Annotated in this window: 20 protein-coding genes; 9 read left to right on the top strand and 11 right to left on the bottom strand. The window is 45.5% G+C overall.

Going from position 1 to position 17,531, the window contains the following annotated elements; genetic code table 11:
* Window positions 1-421: 421 nt before the first annotated feature.
* The 4 genes from MNV_RS14930 to MNV_RS14915 all read right to left on the bottom strand — a co-directional run bounded on the left by MNV_RS14930 (window position 422) and on the right by MNV_RS14915 (window position 3,197).
* Window positions 422-1,372, bottom strand: coding sequence for a hypothetical protein (locus tag MNV_RS14930; protein WP_096206745.1), 951 nt, complete (start codon window positions 1,370-1,372; stop codon window positions 422-424).
* Between the two features lie 12 nt (window positions 1,373-1,384).
* On the bottom strand, window positions 1,385-1,798 hold the full coding sequence (locus tag MNV_RS14925; protein WP_096206744.1) for a hypothetical protein: 414 nt from the start codon (window positions 1,796-1,798) through the stop codon (window positions 1,385-1,387).
* Window positions 1,799-1,915: 117 nt separating this feature from the next.
* The gene (locus MNV_RS14920) at window positions 1,916-2,497 is read right to left on the bottom strand and encodes a hypothetical protein (protein ID WP_096206743.1); all 582 of its coding nucleotides are present in this window, start codon (window positions 2,495-2,497) and stop codon (window positions 1,916-1,918) included.
* 148 nt (window positions 2,498-2,645) lie between these two features.
* A complete protein-coding gene (locus tag MNV_RS14915) occupies window positions 2,646-3,197 on the bottom strand; it encodes a hypothetical protein (RefSeq protein WP_096206742.1) in 552 nt (183 codons plus the stop codon).
* Between the two features lie 290 nt (window positions 3,198-3,487).
* On the opposite strand from MNV_RS14915, the gene MNV_RS14910 reads away from it, so the two are divergent.
* Window positions 3,488-3,691: a hypothetical protein gene (locus MNV_RS14910; protein WP_143311819.1), complete on the top strand. Its 204-nt coding sequence runs from the start codon at window positions 3,488-3,490 to the stop codon at window positions 3,689-3,691.
* On the opposite strand, the gene MNV_RS14905 is transcribed toward MNV_RS14910, so the two are convergent.
* The 3 genes from MNV_RS14905 to MNV_RS14895 form a co-directional block, all read right to left on the bottom strand.
* Complete coding sequence (locus tag MNV_RS14905; protein ID WP_096206740.1) at window positions 3,688-4,218, bottom strand: DUF4364 family protein; 531 nt, start codon at window positions 4,216-4,218, stop codon at window positions 3,688-3,690. The two genes, MNV_RS14910 and MNV_RS14905, sit on opposite strands and share 4 nt — an antisense overlap.
* A 187-nt stretch (window positions 4,219-4,405) precedes the next feature.
* Window positions 4,406-5,587 carry a bifunctional 5,6,7,8-tetrahydromethanopterin hydro-lyase/3-hexulose-6-phosphate synthase gene (locus MNV_RS14900; protein ID WP_096206739.1) on the bottom strand — a complete coding sequence of 394 codons (1,182 nt, stop codon included), beginning with the start codon at window positions 5,585-5,587 and terminating at the stop codon, window positions 4,406-4,408.
* A gap of 129 nt (window positions 5,588-5,716) precedes the next feature.
* Entirely contained in the window at window positions 5,717-6,217 is a 501-nt protein-coding gene (locus MNV_RS14895; protein WP_096206738.1) for a hypothetical protein, read from the bottom strand.
* 207 nt (window positions 6,218-6,424) lie between these two features.
* On the opposite strand from MNV_RS14895, the gene MNV_RS14890 reads away from it, so the two are divergent.
* Complete coding sequence (locus MNV_RS14890; RefSeq protein WP_096206802.1) at window positions 6,425-6,928, top strand: amino acid-binding protein; 504 nt, start codon at window positions 6,425-6,427, stop codon at window positions 6,926-6,928.
* A 612-nt stretch (window positions 6,929-7,540) separates the two neighbouring features.
* On the opposite strand, the gene MNV_RS14885 is transcribed toward MNV_RS14890, so the two are convergent.
* Entirely contained in the window at window positions 7,541-8,365 is an 825-nt protein-coding gene (locus tag MNV_RS14885; protein WP_179294012.1) for a polymer-forming cytoskeletal protein, read from the bottom strand.
* Between the two features lie 96 nt (window positions 8,366-8,461).
* Between MNV_RS14885 and MNV_RS14880 the strand changes: the two genes are divergently transcribed.
* From MNV_RS14880 to MNV_RS14870, 3 genes are read left to right on the top strand one after another with little or no spacing between them, the layout of a single operon-like run.
* Window positions 8,462-8,671 carry a CooT family nickel-binding protein gene (locus MNV_RS14880; RefSeq protein ID WP_096206736.1) on the top strand — a complete coding sequence of 70 codons (210 nt, stop codon included), beginning with the start codon at window positions 8,462-8,464 and terminating at the stop codon, window positions 8,669-8,671.
* 28 nt (window positions 8,672-8,699) lie between these two features.
* Window positions 8,700-9,713: a type II glyceraldehyde-3-phosphate dehydrogenase gene (locus MNV_RS14875; protein ID WP_096206735.1), complete on the top strand. Its 1,014-nt coding sequence runs from the start codon at window positions 8,700-8,702 to the stop codon at window positions 9,711-9,713.
* A gap of 43 nt (window positions 9,714-9,756) precedes the next feature.
* Window positions 9,757-10,875: a TolB family protein gene (locus tag MNV_RS14870; protein WP_096206734.1), complete on the top strand. Its 1,119-nt coding sequence runs from the start codon at window positions 9,757-9,759 to the stop codon at window positions 10,873-10,875.
* Here MNV_RS14870 and MNV_RS14865 read toward each other — a convergent pair whose 3' ends face one another.
* Window positions 10,876-11,997 (bottom strand): CorA family divalent cation transporter, encoded by a 1,122-nt coding sequence (locus tag MNV_RS14865; protein ID WP_096206733.1) that lies wholly within the window; start codon window positions 11,995-11,997, stop codon window positions 10,876-10,878.
* An 84-nt stretch (window positions 11,998-12,081) separates the two neighbouring features.
* The gene (gene argH / locus MNV_RS14860) at window positions 12,082-13,548 is read right to left on the bottom strand and encodes an argininosuccinate lyase (RefSeq protein WP_096206732.1); all 1,467 of its coding nucleotides are present in this window, start codon (window positions 13,546-13,548) and stop codon (window positions 12,082-12,084) included.
* Between the two features lie 305 nt (window positions 13,549-13,853).
* Between argH and artA the strand changes: the two genes are divergently transcribed.
* The 4 genes from artA to MNV_RS14840 are packed head-to-tail and all read left to right on the top strand — an operon-like array spanning window position 13,854 to window position 16,324.
* Window positions 13,854-14,669: an archaeosortase A gene (gene artA, locus MNV_RS14855; RefSeq protein WP_096206801.1), complete on the top strand. Its 816-nt coding sequence runs from the start codon at window positions 13,854-13,856 to the stop codon at window positions 14,667-14,669.
* A complete protein-coding gene (locus MNV_RS14850) occupies window positions 14,659-15,291 on the top strand; it encodes a phosphatidylserine decarboxylase (RefSeq protein ID WP_096206731.1) in 633 nt (210 codons plus the stop codon). Before artA ends, MNV_RS14850 begins: the two co-directional genes overlap by 11 nt.
* A gap of 12 nt (window positions 15,292-15,303) precedes the next feature.
* Window positions 15,304-15,984: a CDP-diacylglycerol--serine O-phosphatidyltransferase gene (gene pssA / locus MNV_RS14845; protein WP_096206730.1), complete on the top strand. Its 681-nt coding sequence runs from the start codon at window positions 15,304-15,306 to the stop codon at window positions 15,982-15,984.
* The gene (locus MNV_RS14840) at window positions 15,968-16,324 is read left to right on the top strand and encodes a dihydroneopterin aldolase family protein (RefSeq protein ID WP_096206729.1); all 357 of its coding nucleotides are present in this window, start codon (window positions 15,968-15,970) and stop codon (window positions 16,322-16,324) included. Before pssA ends, MNV_RS14840 begins: the two co-directional genes overlap by 17 nt.
* A gap of 278 nt (window positions 16,325-16,602) precedes the next feature.
* Here the strand turns inward: MNV_RS14840 and MNV_RS14835 are convergent, their stop codons facing one another.
* The gene (locus MNV_RS14835; protein ID WP_096206728.1) at window positions 16,603-17,442 is read right to left on the bottom strand and encodes a proline dehydrogenase family protein; all 840 of its coding nucleotides are present in this window, start codon (window positions 17,440-17,442) and stop codon (window positions 16,603-16,605) included.
* Window positions 17,443-17,531: the final 89 nt, after the last annotated feature.

The following is a 17,531-nucleotide window of genomic DNA, read 5'->3' as shown; positions in this document are numbered from 1 at the left end:
ACACATCGTTATTCTCGCATCAATGTAATGCGCTCTTAACCTCAACGAGAATAGAGATGGTAAGAATACCAAAAGTGTAATAATGACCTTTTTATTGCTCATCGGCAAACCCCCTTAGCTATTATATTTTTTATGGGCCAATGCCTTGATTCCTACTTTCCAAAGTTATGGACAGCATTCATACCTGGCACCAATAATTTTCCAAATCCCAGTTGGTTTATACATGAACTGCCTGCATATATAGATTTCTCTTTGAGATTCCTTTTTGGAATAAATTTCCACATCCATATCAGTTGCGCCTGATATTTTATGGATGGTAACTGTGATGAGTGGCGAGCATCAGGTTTTTGATATTTATTAGCTGTTACCTGATTGCTCGCCTTTGTTTTTTTACTAACGCCCACGTTTTTTTATTCGTTATTCATTCGCTCATAACCTTCATCTCGATGCTGTTCACCTTTATATCCTCCAGGGGCACTTTCACTACTTTATCTATTTCCTTCATCGATTGAACTGTGTAAGTGCCGAGTTCAATGTTCCGCTTCGAAGGCATCTTGATCTGCCAGTTCTGTGTATTGTCTGCATTGACACTACTGCCCTCAAGACTGACTATATCGACCTTCGAGACAAGGTCCATTACAATCGTGGCATTGTAGGTCTTTTTCCCAAAATTATAAGCGCGGAACTTTATGCTGAGGTTGTTATCATCGGTCCTGGTCATGTTCCACTTCGTAAGGATCACATGGAGCGTAAGGTTCTCAGATGGAAAAACATCGTAGTTCTCCTGAAGAGCTTGAAGCTTATAAAAATCACTTTCAGTTGCTTTCCCATCGTATATCTTTTTTGCAAATTTATCGGCACAGAGAGGTAATCCTGATCTATTGTTCACCGCCTTACCGCAGAACCACCATGCTCCGTTCTCCCTTTCTACCTGGGCAGTCTGCTGGTCAGGGAAGAGGATATTCTTCAACCCTCCTACGACCTGCTTCAAATACAGGTTGGAGGAGTTCCTGATATAGATCGTCTGATTCACATCACCATTTATCCAGTTCGTTGTGTTGATTTCATCTCCTATCTGGTCAAAATAAAATGACCTTTCTTTATATTTCATATCTCCGGATTCTCCCCATTGCAGGATGCTTCCGTTCCCTATGTTTTCATAAGAAATGGTCTGGGTGACAATTCCATCAGAGGAGTAACCTATCTGGCTGGATTCTGCTTCATCAAAGCCAGAAATATCTGCCTCCTGGCTTGAATCACCAATCCTGTCTACAGCAATCTGAGATAGCTGGGCAGAGCTCAGTTCTTCATCCGCAACAGCTATGCTGACCGATATCATCAGGCCCGCGACCAACAGACAAATCCATTTCATAGTGCCCACTCCTCAATCGATAATCACTATAATATCCTGACTCAATGTCTGTACGTTGTTATCTACAAGAACATTAATACTCTGGCCAATGCTTCCGCTTCCTGAGTTATTCCCGTACTGGTCCAGATCAATCCTGATAACATTACGCCCTTTCATTGTATTGTTTACAAAGGCTGAATAATCGGAATCAGAAATAAGTGATCCACCTAAAAGCGTCATACTGTCCTGGTCTATCATCTGGTAATTTCCTGTTACTTGCACACTCATATCCTGGTTTATATCTCCGGAACCATAATTCCAGGCAATCTGATCTACCTTAACTATCACCGCATTCTCGCCGTTCAGTCTTGCCTTTTGACCGACATCTGCAAGTGCGGGAATAGTAAGTATTAAGATCACTCCCAGCACAACCAGTATCTTTTTCATGCTACTCACCTCCAATTTTTGACGACTCTACATAAAAACAAAAAGGATAGAGGAAGTTTCCCCTCCCCTATACCTTAGAGCCGTCTTTGATTATGCAACTGCATCGCTATTCTGCGACTACAGATTTATTTCTGCCTCTTCGTCGCCGGATGCTACGATTGCTGACTCATCTTCTACTTCATTGCCTTCAACGATTGCAGAATCTTCGATAGTCAGTACGAGTTCCTCGACTTCATCGATTATCTGAACGATGTCCTGTGTGGTTGTTATTTCTGCAGTGGCGATCTGTACGAGTGAATTTTCCTGGAAGTTATCACCATTGTCTGCATCTCCACCATCTGCAGCAGCGAGAGAGCCCGCATTTCCAGAGAGTACATTGGTCGCACCGGAATTATCCAGACCGCCGATATTATCCTCTGAATCATCGCCGCTTCCGACATCGTGGCTGCTCTGGTCCTGGGCATTTGCATTAGCATTTGCTTCAGACTTTGCTTTGGCATCGCCGCCAAGGGCAATCTGTGCGTTGTTGTTGACCAGGTCACCTGAATTTTCCTGGCTTTGAGCTATCGTACTGGTTGCCCAGTTCGTTGCGTCCTGATCGTTATTAACTACCTTCTTAATATGCGGATTTGCCATTGCTGGCATTGTCATTCCGATTACTGTTGACATTAACAGTAATGCTATCAAAACTTTCTTCATATTTTTCCTCCTTTTATATTTGTATATGTTTCAACTCGGTTGCGGTGGCAGGGACCACTTTCTGCTGCCGCAGGGACTACTTTCTGCTGCCGCAGGGACTGCCGACCCGATTTGACCGAGCGAATGTGCCTCTGGGACTTGAACCCAGTTATTTCGCCTTCTCGACAGGCACCCCCCAGGAAAGATTCCATGCAGCTTTTTTTACCACAGTACCGTTATCTGAAATCTGGACGAACATGTGGACATAACTGGTATTCTTATTCGGTTTTATAGAGAAATTCTGAGTCCAGTTGCTGTTGGAAATGTAAGTTATATTGGTCTGGTTGTACCATTCCTTCCCCGAACCGGGCTTAAACACGGTTGTAACGGTTTCGTTCAGCCTCGGATTTGTGATCTGTAGCGTTACAGGAAGCCTGCCTGTCCTGTTAAGCTCCTTAGGCCGGAGAATCAGACGTACTGAGTTTGGTTTCAGTTTGCTGATGTTCTTTGATTCACTGATGCTAACGGATTCATTCTGGTCCGGGGCACTTTGCACCAACGTCAGTCCACCACCGTTATCTTCCTGGGCAGTGAGTTCCGCATTCGGTTTATTCTCCTTACCGATGCATCCTCCCAAGATAGATATGAGCATCAATATTCCCAGAATCCTCCACAGTCTGGATTCCGAGAATATCACTGCTGTAATCGATCTTTTGTCCAATTTTTTTCCTCCATTTCAGCCCTTATTCCCCACATTGCTTTTCCAGAACTCTCTGGCCTCCGGGTTCCCGATGGGATTTCCGGGGGATTTTAAATTGTGGTATAACCAATCAATATTATTACTACCTTAAAAAACATTAAGAAGTCTGAGAATATTGCGGGACTATGTAGTGACGCTACATAGTAAGGTTACATATGGACAATACATATACGCCGTACATAGCAAATAAACTATAAATTATATATAATAGTAAAAAACGTAGTTTATAAACGCGGAATTTAATTATGATCATGAACTCTATCGATAGAATACTGGAGCAACTTCAAGACATAAACTGGCATAGCCTTGATGAAATAAAAAAGGTTATTCCCATGCCAGCGCATAAGTTAAATGAAGTGCTCTGCTTCCTCCAAAAACAGGCACTTATCGATAAAAAAAATGAGGAGCTGCGGATTACGTGCACGGGACTGAAATTTTTGCAGCTAAAATATTAGCGTAATATTTCCTCAACATTCTTCAATCTCTTCAATAATTCCCTTCCTTTCTCTGTTATCCCATAGTTCCCCTTTCCGGGGTTCGTGCACTCTGCTATAAAGCCTTCTTCCAGCAAGAAGTCGAAATATTTCTGTAAATCTCTCCAGTTAAGACATGCCCTCTGCATGATCCTTGTCTTTTTCATATTCTTCTCTTCTATCAATACTTTAAGCATGTCTTCGATTATTTCCCACCTGCTTCTTTCTTTTCTCATTCCTGCACTCTCTTTGTTTTTCTGGTATATCAGAATAGTGCCCGGGCTTGTGCTTGCAATTATCAATTTACCTGTGCCCGAATCGACAAGATTATTCTGGAACGTTATAACCATCATTTCAAAAGTTCTCATGATCATTGTCGATATGGTCGAAATTATCTCGCTGTGGGTTATCGTGGAACCTATCAGCAGCCCCCCAATACCTACAACAATAGCTTCCTCACCATACTTACCTTTTAAATCGGCAAGTGTACATCCCGTATCAGCTTTCATTGAGTGTTCCCCCTTGGTACCGTAGCATACTACCAATGAGTATAATGGGTTCTTCTGTACATATGAAGCTTTCTATTTGTACATGATGTATGTAGTTTGAACCCCTGTATATACAGGGTAATTATTTCAGAAAAATAATTTAAGTATAGTGTAGCTATAACTTCACTATACTTCATACACTTCAATACTAAAAGTCGGTCATTATCCTGTACTGGTCTATCTCAGGCTGCCTGAGTTCTTCCAGGAACTGCTCTGTCATTGAGCGGACATCCTTGGCTTTGGTGATAGCACGTCCGACTACGATAATATCAGCGCCTGACTTGAGGGCTTCCCTGACAGTATCCACGCGGATGCCTCCGGCGACAGCCACCAGCATTCTTTCCGATAGCTTCTTCATGGCAGGTATGTCTCCCCATGCATGTTCTGCTTTGTTCTCAGTGTCAATCGCCCTGTGAAGTTCAACCACATCCGGCTTTATGCCCAGCGCTTTTAACACGGAGAGCGGTTTTTCAACGTTCAGCATGTCTATAACAGCATAGATGCCCGTCTTCTTTGCTTCCTTTATCGCTTTCTCGATAGTGGATGCCGGGGCAAGTCCGGATATCACAACTGCATCCGCTGTGGCATCCGCAACCATGCGCGCCTCGAGGTTGCCCGTATCCAGCGTCTTTAAGTCAGCCACCACAAATGCATTGGGGCGCACCTCTCTTATAGCCTGGACGATGTTCACGCCGTACCTCTTGATAAGCGGCGTCCCTGCCTCGATAATAAGATGGTCACTCTGGGGTATCTGTTTTATTATGCTTTTCACGGCATCAACGTCAGGTATATCTATGGCGACCTGCAGATATGGCGGGTTCCATAACCTGATTACCTTGAATCCCATGATCGGGTGCATGGTGCGGTCTTTCTCGTACATGAGCGTCTTGGTATCCGGGAATCCCTGCATCGCTCTCTCTACAGCAAGTTTCGTGGCGCCGTAATTGTAGCGGTATATCTTATTGTAATCCTTTGCCTCTGGATGGATAAATACACTGACCACGACCGCGAGGTCTTCGACCTGGTCTTCCGGTATAACCCCTTCCTGGACTGAATCCGCAACAGCTCTTGCCACCGCGGTCTGGGCAGGACCGAATATCTGTGCTGCCTGAGCCATATTCTTCACAGTTACTTTCGGCACTATGAGCGTGGCAGGTTTTGCAAGCAGGTTGGGCCTGACGACAGACAGGAGAGGCGTATGTCCCATTGACAACTGTGTAAATCCGTTCGCAAATGCCTGTCCGACCGGACCTGTTTTTTCTCCGATGATCAAATCAATATGAGCCAGTTCCGGTTCCTCACCGATTAGTGCCTCGCCTACTAAAAACACATTATTACCTCGGGGCTTAACATAGAGAATTTAGTATATATGTATTTCTGCAAAATAGTTCTGCCTGGTTGCCGATTGTTTAAAAAATAAGTAAAAAGTTGATTGATAGCAGTATTCCGGACACTAATCCTAAGCTATGTAGCTGGCACTTGACCTGTCAAAGCCGTACACAAGCTCAAGTTTCGTTTCGTCAGCTTTCCAGGCTGCGCCAGGATATACGAGATTCTTGAAGAAGCTGGTGGTATCTGCAGCGAACCGGGTAGCTGCATGGTCATCTCCCAGAATATTTTTACATATCTTATATACCTGTTGTCTTACCATATTTTCATCCAGGTATCCAAGCGAATGTAAATACTCATGCAACATGACATGGAAGGTATAGGGCTTATAGAGCTGCGGGTCAGTTTCTTTTATCCTTTCAAGAGGTACTTTGTTCATCACAATGATATTGGAACCCACAGGATAGAAAGCTCCCATGAATCCCTGCGGGTCATTCCCCAGGTTCGCAAGTCCCAGCATGAGCCCTCCGCGGCTCGTTCCCATGCTATCCTTTACAGCGTCCTTCACAATTTCAAAGATATCTGCAAGCGTCCTTGCATTCTCAAGTCGGGTTTGGAATTCTTTTTTCATGTTTTTCTTTTTTATCTCCTCATTTTTTATCTGATATATTCGTTAATATTCGTTAGATTACGAACATATTTCTATCGACCGATCTTAAGTACTTTTCGGTCATCTTCCGGAGCTGCAGACAATGAGAACAATATCGCCTGGCGCTTATCTCATAGATTGGCCTGGTGGCATAAAACATTTGTATTAAGTGCAACTATTATAGAAATAATGTGGAGTGTAATCCAGGAAAAATTCAAAAGCCATCCCGCACAGGAAAAGGTGATAAGACTGCTTTTAGAGAGAGGTTTCCAGATAAATGACAAAGGCAGGGTTGTCTCAGGAAATATTGAAATACCTCACACCCAGATCGCAAATGAGATCGGGGTGGACAGGAGGGTGGTCGATGCCACCTGTGAGACGATCCTGAACGATGCGCAGCTTATGCAGATATTCCGCAATGTCAGGACGATCCCGTTCCTCAGGGATGTTGCGCCATACCTCGGTCTTGGCGTCATAATCATCCTGCCTGACAATGCTGCGCGCAAAGGGCTGCTGGGTGCTGTGGCGACCGCTGTAGCCGAACACGGGGTAGTTATCAGGCAGGCTGTATCGGATGACCCTTACCTTACTGAAAATCCCATGCTTACGATTATCATCGAGGGCAGGGTTAGCGGTGAGCTTGTGAATACGCTGACGAGGATAAAAGGCGTGAAGAGCGTTACAGTGTATTAGGATTATAGTTTTTAAACTATAAATCATGCTGTTTTTTGAGTTTATTTGTATATTATAAAGTAATAACGATCATAATAAAGCATAATGCCACGAACCAATAATTCAATACATGCTTCAAGGAAACAATATGTAATTTGAAAAACTCTTCACTGGCTCAGGAATCCTCCAAAAATAATAGATGTCCCCCGGCAATACCAGAACACAGACCTTGCGCTTACAGGGATAACGAATAAAGCCGGCGTGCGTTATACCATTCGCTTGCTTAATGTGCGTCTTGCAGAGCGCAAGCCTGTTAATACGGAAATACCTGTTCCATGAAGATAAGCAGTTCTATCCCGAAAAGCCGTAGGTTCAGGCTGAAATCTGCAGGAACCTGAATATGGCCATTACAATATTAATGAAAACTGTATATCCTATGGGTCGTAAATGTAGTCGGGATCGGGTATACCCCAACCATCTAAAATTAGATTCATATGTATTACTTTTCTAAAACCAACTTAATGCGCCGCATAGCTATAGCCTAATATAATGATATATGGTGCACTATAATAGACAAATAGCTCATAATTAAAATTATTGGATGACAGTCCGGGTAAAATTTCCCATCAAAGATCAGGTAATTTCCAGCATCGTAAACCCGTAGAACAGCTTCTTTTCAGTATCATTCAGACCCTCAAGGTCATCTTTCTCTACAGTCACGCCATTTGCAGATATCAGGTTCCCGTCGACCTTTGCAGTTTCATGCACCACTATCGAATTCGCTGTCACTTTGCCAAGAACCCTGCAATTCCTTCCTATCTTCACAGTCTCTCTTGAGTCAAGGTTCCCGTGTATGGTACAGGCTGCGCCTGTAGTGATGCTGCCGGTAGTCCGGATACTGCCAAACACTGTCACATGGTTCCCTACCGAGGCTGAGCGGGCGCGGACATTGCCCAGAAGGCGGCAGTGGCTGCCAATCACGGCGCGCGAGGTGGTCTTAATGGCTTCAAGGCTAATCTTCGTCCTGTTGGGTATTGACATGAGCTTTTCCGATGGCGCATCATCCGCGAACATCTCTTCAAGCGCCTTTTCGACCTCCTCCTCATTCCCCAGGCGCAGCAAAGCCATCATGTAGAAGAATATGAACATGACGACAGGCAGGGGATTGCGGACAACAAGCCATCCTTTTACTTCATAGCCGCCGTTTATCTTCACATTGTTCCCGACATCAAGGTTGCCTGCGGCAAAGAGTTTCCCCGAAATATTGACAAATTCGCCAAGATATGCATCGGTCTTTGTCCTTACATCCCCTGTTATCTCAGACCACAGGTCAATCCGAATATCATTCTCACTGAGTATGCTGCCTGTAATCTTCACATGCTCCCCTGCCACTACGGTCTTTGCAATAATGCCGTAGCCCAGTTCTGCATAATTTCCGACCAGGACGTCACCGTCCACTATAATAGAGTGCTCCTCCATCACGGTATTGTCCGGTATTATCAGTCCCTTCAGTTCGGCAATATCAAAGTCTCCACTCCATTATAGTTGCAGGGTATGATAAATCTTAATATCAACAAGGCTGAATTAGCAACCATGTGCGAACTGAAGGTAATTCATAAAGGAAATATCATAATGGAAGATGTCGTAAGGATAACTGCCGACAGGGATTCTATCAAACTCTACGGTATGCTGGGTGAAACAAAGACCGTTACAGGTAAAATAAAGGATATTAATATAACAAAACAGGAAGCTATAATAGATTGATAATTAATGTGAAGCTGGGAGATAAAAGATGACAGCGAAAGTAGCGATAAACGGTTACGGAACAATAGGAAAACGTGTGGCAGACGCGGTAGCAGCCCAGGATGACATGGAAATCGTCGGTATTGTAAAGACAAGACCGAGTTTTGAAGCTAAAATCGCGCAGGACAAGGGGTATGCACTTTATGCCGCTGCAAAAGAGAATATAGAGGATTTCAAGAAATCGAAGATGGAAGTCAGCGGAACACTTGACGAGTTACTGGACGAAGCGGAGATAGTGGTAGATGCAACGCCCGGCGATACCGGGGAGGAATACAAAAAGCTCTATGAAAAGCACGGGGTCAAGGCTATCTGGCAGGGCGGGGAAGAGCATGAGCTGACAGGATTCTCATTCAACTCTGAGGCAAATTACAGCGAGGCTCTTGGAAGGGATTTTACCAGGGTCGTCTCATGCAACACGACCGGGCTTGTAAGGGTTTTATACGCCCTTGATACTGCATTTGGAGTAAAGAAAGCCAGGGTGACGCTGATGAGGCGCGCCGCAGACCCCAATGACATAAAGACAGGTCCGATAAACGCTCTCATCCCCGACCCGATCAAGCTTCCTTCGCACCACGGTCCTGATGTGAACTCGATCCTTCCGCATATCGATATTACAACGATGGCCGTGAAGACCTCCACTACCCTCATGCACCTTCATGCGCTGAATATCGAACTAAAAAAGAAATGCACCGAAGATGATATCGTAAATGTCCTGAAAGAAAGGCCGCGCATAAGGCTTGTGAGCAGCAAGGACAGGATAAAATCAACAGCCGAGGCGATGGAATTCGCAAAAGACCTGGGAAGACCGAGGGGTGATATGTGGGAGAACGTGGTATGGAAGGATTCGATTGCAATAAACAAGGGCGAACTTTACTTCTTCCAGGCGATACACCAGGAAGCCGATGTCGTTCCTGAGAACGTGGACGCTATCAGGGCAATGCTTGAGATTGAAAAAGACGGGGCAAGTTCGATAAAGAAGACAAATAAAGCCCTTGGAATATAAATATTGAGTAACATTTATCATGGTTCACATATAATTCAAGCTTATGCAAAAAGTACCGTCACTAGGGATTCTCATCATATTGCTCGCTGCCACCAGCGCAGCAGCTCTGGTTTCCATAGAAAATTTAAGGAAACTCGATATAGCGGAAACCCAGCTATGGGACCCTGCTCTCAGCCCGGATGGGACGAAGATAGCCTATATTGCCTATGATGATGCCAACGACCAGCAGGTATTTGTAATAAACGCGGACGGTACCGGGGAAACAAAGCTAACCGGCGGTGCCAACAAAAAGTGGGGAATCGCCTGGGGACCTGATAAAATCGCCTATGTGTCATTCGGAGAAGACGGGCTTGAGAAGATATTCGTAATGAACCCGGACGGCACCGATAACAAGCGGCTCATCCCGGATAATACAAGGCAGGGCAGCTCATCTGAAGATAAACCGCCTGTATGGGCCGCTCCATCATGGAGTCCTGATGGTAAGTCTCTGGCATATACGGCGCCTGATGAGGTGCAAAGACAAAAAATGTATATCATCAATTCAGACGGCACAGGAAAGAGGCAGGTACTTAACGATGACTCAAGGCAGTGGAGCCCCGACATAAGTCCTGATGGAAAAAGTATAGTGTACGTATCGTACAATGACAAGCTGAAAGAAGAGCTTTTCATAGTAGATATAAATGGGACCGCTAAAAGACAGCTTACCTTTGACGAGATAAAGAAGAATTACCCGGTCTGGGGACCGGACGGCATCATAACATACGTTTCTTACGAAAACCTGACATCATCAGGTGAAAAGATCTTTGCAATAAACCAGGACGGGACTGATAAAAGGCTGTTCGTTGATGGTGATTACAGGCAAAGAGGCCCGTCGTTCAGCAGTGACGGCAGGAAGTTCTCATATGCGGGGATTAATCCTTCCGGTATAGTGAAAATCACTACTGGAGATACGGCCGGCATAACAGCCACGTCTGCGCCAACAGTATTAACCCCGGCAGAGACAACCCCGGCTATAACAGAAACTGCACATCCGACCCCGGTCGCCACGAAGACACCGGCAGCAGGCGGAGTGGATCTGACCACGATGCTCCTCATGCTTGTCATAATAGCTATAGTGCTGCTGGCAATCCTGATAATTGCAAATACCCTTTCAAAAAAATAATCAGTCCACTTTGATTGGCAGCAAACTTTTCTTTTTAACCCACCAGTAGGCAGCCCATGTTGCGAGTACCGTGGACGCAAAGAGAAGAACCGAATACCATACCCTGTCCTCAGGTCCAAGGGCAAAGGCGGGATTGCTGAGTATAGTCGCAAGGGTGTTCGGCACCAGCACAGCCGTACCCAGTATTGTAAGCCATGTCATAACAAAAGCAAGCCTGTTGTTCAATATCTGGAGCTGGTTGTTATAGATGCTCTGGAGCACCTCAAGACCCGAAGCGAGCACCTCTGACATATGCTCGCTGAGCGATATATGCCTGTTCACATCGTCTGAAAGTATCCCGATGCGGGCCAGCAGCTTGGGATTATCTGTAATGAGTTCAGCATCACCATGGCGGAGAGAGTTAATGACATCAAGGGTAGCCCAGAGCGTATCCAGGTAGCTTATAAGGGCATGTTTCATATTATATATTTCCGGCGCGATCAGGCCTCTTGACGCCATCGGGTCAAGAAGATTCTTGCTCAGTTCATCTCCCTGCGCTTCAAGCTCTCGCAGATGCTCAAAATTCAAGTTATTATTTTCATCGATAATCCTTGTGAGAATTATTGACAATTTATCCTCTTGCGTGAGGTTGGGTTTGATTTTTCTCATGAAAGCATCGGCATAGCGGGAAAGCCGTATCAGGCGGTTTACGTTTTCAGCATGGATCGTGACTATCAGGTCTTTTCTTATTAAAATCAATACCGGGCTGATAAGGACATCAAACTTCTTAACCATCACGGCAGGCAGCATTAACCCCATTTCAGTGTCGCGGTCTTCGTATGCTGACAGGTAACTGGAGAAAAGCGTGGGCACAAGGGAAGAACTGAAACCCAGAGACATCGCAATGATATCAGCATCTTTCTTTATGTCTTCTACAGGAAAGTTTAACCAGGCTATAGATGATTCTTTTAGAAAAGGTATAAACTCATGCGGGTTATCACCTGTCATTTTTAATGGTTTTCCCCCTGATAAAGGCAGGGCTACACAGAGAGCACGCTTGCCGTTAATTTGGGGTACAGTGACCGCGTTCTGTTCTTTTTTCTCCTCGGCAATTATTGTAATCCCGGTGGTTTCCTCAGTCATATTTGCCTCTTTAGTACGGCAGTAGTAGGATTATTTTTGATATTAATCTTTTCTCATAGTATATTTTTGAGAACGGTGTTTTATTCAGGAATACTGAAGGCTGGCTTTTTCAAGTTTTACCGATGCCTCGGTTATCTTTTTTCTGATAAGTTTGATACCTTCTCCGAACCCTGCCAGCTTTCTCCCTATCACGGTTACCTGGCGCTTTGTTTCTTTCGGTGCAGGACCGCCCTGAACACTTCTTTTCTTAATATTCCCCATAGGGTCAAGGGCTTCCAGGATATCTTTTTCAGAAAGACCCCTGTCGCTTAATTTCTCGTTAAGGATGTTCAACGAGAGGTCATCAATATCCGAAAGTGTCGGGATTTTCCCGGATCTGGCGCATGAGCCCACGATGTGGTGTGCTGTCCTGAACGGGATACCTGTGGTGCGAACAATGGTGTCCGCAAGCTCCGTAGCGGTCATGAACCCTTTATCCAGCGCGCTTTCCAGGTTCTCTTTTTTAATCTTCATGGTACTTATCATACCCTGAGCCATGCGCACAGAAGACCTTACATTGTCCGTGGCACGCCAGAGATGGGGTGTGGCTTCCTGAAGGTCACGGTCATAGCTATATGGAAGAGCTTTGCATATCGTTAACACCGACATGAGGGCGCCGTCGACGGTCCCCGTCTTTGCACGCATGAGTTCTGCGATATCCGGGTTCTTTTTCTGCGGCATTATTGATGAAGTGGATGAGTACTTATCGTCCAGTTCTATAAAATCAAACTCTGACGAACTCCAGAGGATGAGTTCTTCCGCAAGGCGGCTCAGGTCTGTCATCAGGTTGGAATAGCAGCCCAGGCTCTCGATCATAAAATCACGCGTGCTTACAGCATCCATCGAATTCTCAATCACGGAATCGAATCCGAGAAGTTCTGCTGTTCTCTTCCTGTTCACCGGGAAGCCTGTGGACGCGAACGCAGCGGCACCAAGAGGATTCCTGTTCGTTCGCTCGTAAGCACCTTTTAACCGTTCAAGGTCGCGCAGATAAGCACCGGCATGCGCCAATAGATGATGCGCAAGCGTGGTGGGCTGGGCATGCTGGGTATGGGTGTACCCTGGCATGATGGTCTCATGATGCTTTGCGGCGGTATTGACCATTGCAGAGACAAGGTCATGTACTTCTTCCATCAGGTCTAAGAGTTCCGCGCGCAGTGAAAGCCTGATACACGCAGCCACCTCATCGTTCCTTGAACGGGCTGAATGCATCCTGCCGCCCGTGTCCTCGCCAACGAGTTCTATAAGCCGTGCTTCAAGGGCTATATGGACGTCCTCGTAGGAGGTATCCAGGGCCAAGATGCCTTCCTTTTTTAATTTATCAAGACCTGAGAGGATAGCCGAGCAATCATCTGCCCTGATGATATTCTGCTCCCTCAGCATGATCACGTGTGCCTTGTCCACTTCGATATCAGCATCGAATATGCGCTTATCAGCTTCCATGGATGACGTGAAGTTATTAATATCCCTGTCCGGCTCTACAGACAGCCGCCCTCGTCTTAGTATATTCATAAAGCGACACCTCGCTTTATCCGGTCTGGGGGTATGGTCTTGTGACCATACCCCTTCGTTTGATAAACCTTTCTTAAAGGTTTAGCGACACCTCGCTTTATCCGGTCTGGGGGTATGGTCACAACACCATACCCCTTCGTTTGATAAACCTTTCGTAAAGTTTTTTCATATAATCTCTTTAATTCATGTTATTATGTATAAATATAATCTGATGTAAGTGAATAGAAAATATTTCTTTCCTGATAAAAATGCTAAATTCCCTGATAAAAACTATATACTCCCCTATGGTTTATAGGGTCAGTTATATGATAGAAAATATCCTCTGGTTGGCGCTTGGATTGCTTATAATAGCCTCGATCATCCCCAGGAATTACAGACTCAAATTCACCGTTGCGGGCGCTGGCTGGGCTTTTTTCGCTGTGCACTGGGCTTTCCAGTGGCAGCATTACGCTGAAGTGGAAGACTATGTCAATGTAGCCCTGACCATACTCACCGCTGTTATCTGCATTTTTATTGGCTATATCCTGATGCGGCAGGATAAAAGGATACTCAGGGACATAAATGGCGTAAGTACCACGACTTCGCTTTTCATGGCTACCACTGCCGCGGCCATAGGCGGGATATCTTATTTCGCATTTTCTGAAATCCAGGCGATGAACACCTGGCTCATATCTACTGTGTCTGGCCAGACAATCCAGGTTGCCTCGCTTTTCGGGATTGCAATGACAAGGGTTGACTGGAACCTGATAGCTGTGAACGGTTACAAGGTCGAGATCATCCTTGCATGTACAGCCATCGAAAGCATAGCCCTGTTCACCGGTATAATCGCAAGTGCCAATGCGCCGTTCAAGCGGCAGGCGGCAGCCTTCCTTATATCGGTCCCCGTGATTTATGGCTTGAACCTGATAAGGAACGTTTTCATAGTCGCTGCGTACGGGATGACCTGGTTCGGTGACCCGGAAACCAGTTTCTATATTGCGCATACCGTGATAGCAAAGGTAGGTTCTCTTATGGCACTGTTCCTGATAGCCTATGCTGTTATGAAAATCCTTCCTGAGATCCTGGACATGATAGATGGTATTTTAAAGCTGTTCGGAGGCATATTCAAGCATGGTGGCTAAAGGCTCGCTCCCATGGATCGGCGGCGCACTTCTGTTCACCGCTGTGATGGCATATATCTCAACGCTTTCCGGCGGGCTTGTATCTTATTTTTTTCTATTCCTGTTCATTATCGGAGCCGTCCTGACGCTCTTTTTCTTCGTGTTTTTCCGCGACCCTGAGCGCAAGCCTCCGGGGGATGAGGATGATGCTGTCTCCCCGGCGGACGGCAGGGTGATCTCCATAAAAAACGGGACTATCAGCATTTTTATGAACATACATAATGTCCATGTGAACCGCGCTCCGCTTGCAGGCACGATCACACATATCGATTATAAACCTGGCGGATATATTCCTGCGTTCAATAAGGATTCACAGGTAAACGAGCGCAACCATGTAGTAATAAATACAGAGCATGGGATACTTGAATTGACGCAGATCGCTGGCATCCTCACCAGGCGCATAGTATCCTACATCAGTGAAGGAAGCTATGTAAAAAGGGGTGAACGCATCGGTATGATACGCTTTGGCTCACGTGCGGATGTGATAATACCGCAGGGATACGAGTTTACGGCTAAACCGGGTGACAAGGTAAAAGCAGGCGAGACCATAATCGCAATGAGAAAAGAGAAAATAAGGGCATAGAGAGAGGTAGAAATGAGCGAGAACATCATTAAACTTATCAAGCCTGCGGATATAATCACATTGATAAACGCGCTCCTCGGTTTCGCATCCGTGATAATGATAGTTCAGGGCAGGGTCGATGAGGCTCTTGTTCTAATCCTCCTTGCGGTAATAGCGGACGGCGCGGACGGTGCATTTGCAAGGTACACAGGCACGGGCGTTCTTGGCGCTAACCTTGATTCGCTTGCCGATGTGATAGCGTTCGGAGTTGCGCCTGCAACTGCGGCTTTTGTTTTTCTCGGTAGCCCGGCGGCATGGGTATTTTCAGGATTTTTCCTGGTTTGTGGCATACTGCGCCTTGCCCGGTTCAATGTTGCAGGAAAAAAAGACGGTTTTGAGGGAATTCCCATAACAGCAGGCGGTTTTATCGTCGCCCTGTTCCTTCTTATGAGGGATTATCTGCGGTATTTCGAATACGTATTCCCCCTTCTCCTTGTCCTCTTATCCCTGCTCATGGTCAGCACGATAGGTTATCCCAAAATAAAAAAGCTGTCCGTTCTGGCGCCCATGGGAATACTTCTTGCAATAGATATCGCGAGTTTTTATCTGAATTATGCAGGGATAGTTAAGCTTGTATCCCTGTTCTTATTTGTGCTGGCATTTGTGTACATTCTGATCCCGGCAGGAAGGAGGTTTTATGGCAGAAGTAAATGAACGTGACAGGGCTGTGTTTGAAGCTGGAATAAAACTTGGTGCGCTGTATCACCAGTTCGTCGGCATGCCCATCAGTCTTGAGACGATAGACGACCTTGAAAGGACAATCGAGCAAAGCGTGGCTCTTCAGCCGTACGTCAGGAGCATCAGTGTTTCAATCGACCGCGAGATGGTGCAAAAGAAGCTGAACCCTAAGTTCAAGTACTGCGAACTGGAAGGGCGGATGCTGAATGTGAGCTTGCAGATATTGTATAAGAATACGATAGCGCAGGCAGAGCTTGTGTATGATGAGGGGCAGGATTATCCGCTGATGAGTGTGAAGAAAATAGAGGAAATGTGAGCCTGTGACAAATTTGATAATATTTTTTATTTTCTAATTTTAAGCAAATCAAACGCTTATCTCCATAATAAATTACAGGCGAAGGTAATGTTGGACAGGATTAATTTGTGGCGCTTACACAAAACCGATGCGCCGTCATATCGCTTTGTGAGCCAGCGATGCGTTGAAGAAATTAACAACGAACTCACAGCGAACTCAATACGAACTCACGACGACCTGAGTTAGTACGAGTTCGTACCAGTTCGTTGTTGATTTTGCTTTAGGCTCATGTAAGACTATTAAATATCAAACACAGACCTCAGTATCAGCAGTATGTTCCTCTTTCTCTCCCTTACCCTGCGCGTAGTATAGGGGAACCAGTTCTTACCGTAAGGGATGTAATCAACAACGGCGAAGCCTTCTCTTACAAGCTTGCGTTTAAGCTCATCCCTCACTCCCATGAGCATCTGGAACTCAAGCCTCTTTTGATGGGTTTTATTTGCCTCGATCGCTTCGTTAATCAATCTATCATCATGGGTTGCGATAGCAAAAAAAGGGCTTTTGTAGAACAGGTATGCCATAAGCTTTGAGAAGTTGCGCGTTATATCGCTTCTGCTTGTGTATGCTATCTCCATTTTCTCACTGTACGCACCCTTGACCAGGCGGATTATACCCATTGATGCAGCTATCCTCGCTATGTCGCTTTCGCTTCTTTTCAGGTTAGCCTGTATCGCAATGCCCGCGTTCTTATGCTTTTTAATGATTTCAAGATAAATATCAACGGTGCCCTGTGCATAAGGCGAATTCTCCATATCTATCCAGACAAAGATGTTTTTTGAAGATGCAGTGCTGACGATTTTTTCTACCTTCGATAAACAGAGGTTCTTGTCGATATCAAGTCCGAGCTGCGTTGGCTTTATGGAGAGCGAAGCTTTGGTTTTTGATTCTTCTATCGCTCTGAGTATCCGCAAGTTCTCCTCTACGTTATTATCCGCTTCTGCCTCATCTTTTACATGCTCCCCGAGGAAATTGATGATTGCGCGTATCCCAGCATTGTTCTTTTTCTTCGCCTGCGCTATGGCATCATCCAGCGTCTCGCCAGCGATCCACTGGCGCGCAAATCTTGTTAGGAAGCTCATTCGGATAAAATTGGATATTGTGTAGTCCCGAAACCTTTGGCTTTATATACCCATCTTCTCGGCATGGGAAAACGAAATAAGGTGGTAAA

It is taken from the genome of Candidatus Methanoperedens nitratireducens (assembly GCF_900196725.1).
Lineage (GTDB): Archaea > Halobacteriota > Methanosarcinia > Methanosarcinales > Methanoperedenaceae > Methanoperedens > Methanoperedens nitroreducens_A.
Note: the sequence above shows the minus strand (reverse complement) of the source record. Positions and strands in the feature narration are given on the sequence as shown.

What these genes read in the sequence shown, in the direction of transcription:
- MNV_RS14930 (WP_096206745.1), bottom strand. Translation starts at nt 1,372, where the DNA reads ATGAAATGGATTTGTCTGTTGGTCGCGGGCCTGATGATATCGGTCAGC.
- MNV_RS14925 (WP_096206744.1), bottom strand. Translation starts at nt 1,798, where the DNA reads ATGAAAAAGATACTGGTTGTGCTGGGAGTGATCTTAATACTTACTATT.
- MNV_RS14920 (WP_096206743.1), bottom strand. Translation starts at nt 2,497, where the DNA reads ATGAAGAAAGTTTTGATAGCATTACTGTTAATGTCAACAGTAATCGGA.
- MNV_RS14910 (WP_143311819.1), top strand. Translation starts at nt 3,488, where the DNA reads ATGAACTCTATCGATAGAATACTGGAGCAACTTCAAGACATAAACTGG.
- MNV_RS14905 (WP_096206740.1), bottom strand. Translation starts at nt 4,218, where the DNA reads ATGAAAGCTGATACGGGATGTACACTTGCCGATTTAAAAGGTAAGTAT.
- MNV_RS14895 (WP_096206738.1), bottom strand. Translation starts at nt 6,217, where the DNA reads ATGAAAAAAGAATTCCAAACCCGACTTGAGAATGCAAGGACGCTTGCA.
- MNV_RS14890 (WP_096206802.1), top strand. Translation starts at nt 6,425, where the DNA reads ATGTGGAGTGTAATCCAGGAAAAATTCAAAAGCCATCCCGCACAGGAA.
- MNV_RS14880 (WP_096206736.1), top strand. Translation starts at nt 8,462, where the DNA reads ATGATAAATCTTAATATCAACAAGGCTGAATTAGCAACCATGTGCGAA.
- MNV_RS14875 (WP_096206735.1), top strand. Translation starts at nt 8,700, where the DNA reads ATGACAGCGAAAGTAGCGATAAACGGTTACGGAACAATAGGAAAACGT.
- MNV_RS14870 (WP_096206734.1), top strand. Translation starts at nt 9,757, where the DNA reads ATGCAAAAAGTACCGTCACTAGGGATTCTCATCATATTGCTCGCTGCC.
- MNV_RS14865 (WP_096206733.1), bottom strand. Translation starts at nt 11,997, where the DNA reads ATGACTGAGGAAACCACCGGGATTACAATAATTGCCGAGGAGAAAAAA.
- argH (WP_096206732.1), bottom strand. Translation starts at nt 13,548, where the DNA reads ATGAATATACTAAGACGAGGGCGGCTGTCTGTAGAGCCGGACAGGGAT.
- artA (WP_096206801.1), top strand. Translation starts at nt 13,854, where the DNA reads ATGATAGAAAATATCCTCTGGTTGGCGCTTGGATTGCTTATAATAGCC.
- MNV_RS14850 (WP_096206731.1), top strand. Translation starts at nt 14,659, where the DNA reads ATGGTGGCTAAAGGCTCGCTCCCATGGATCGGCGGCGCACTTCTGTTC.
- pssA (WP_096206730.1), top strand. Translation starts at nt 15,304, where the DNA reads ATGAGCGAGAACATCATTAAACTTATCAAGCCTGCGGATATAATCACA.
- MNV_RS14840 (WP_096206729.1), top strand. Translation starts at nt 15,968, where the DNA reads ATGGCAGAAGTAAATGAACGTGACAGGGCTGTGTTTGAAGCTGGAATA.
- MNV_RS14835 (WP_096206728.1), bottom strand. Translation starts at nt 17,442, where the DNA reads ATGAGCTTCCTAACAAGATTTGCGCGCCAGTGGATCGCTGGCGAGACG.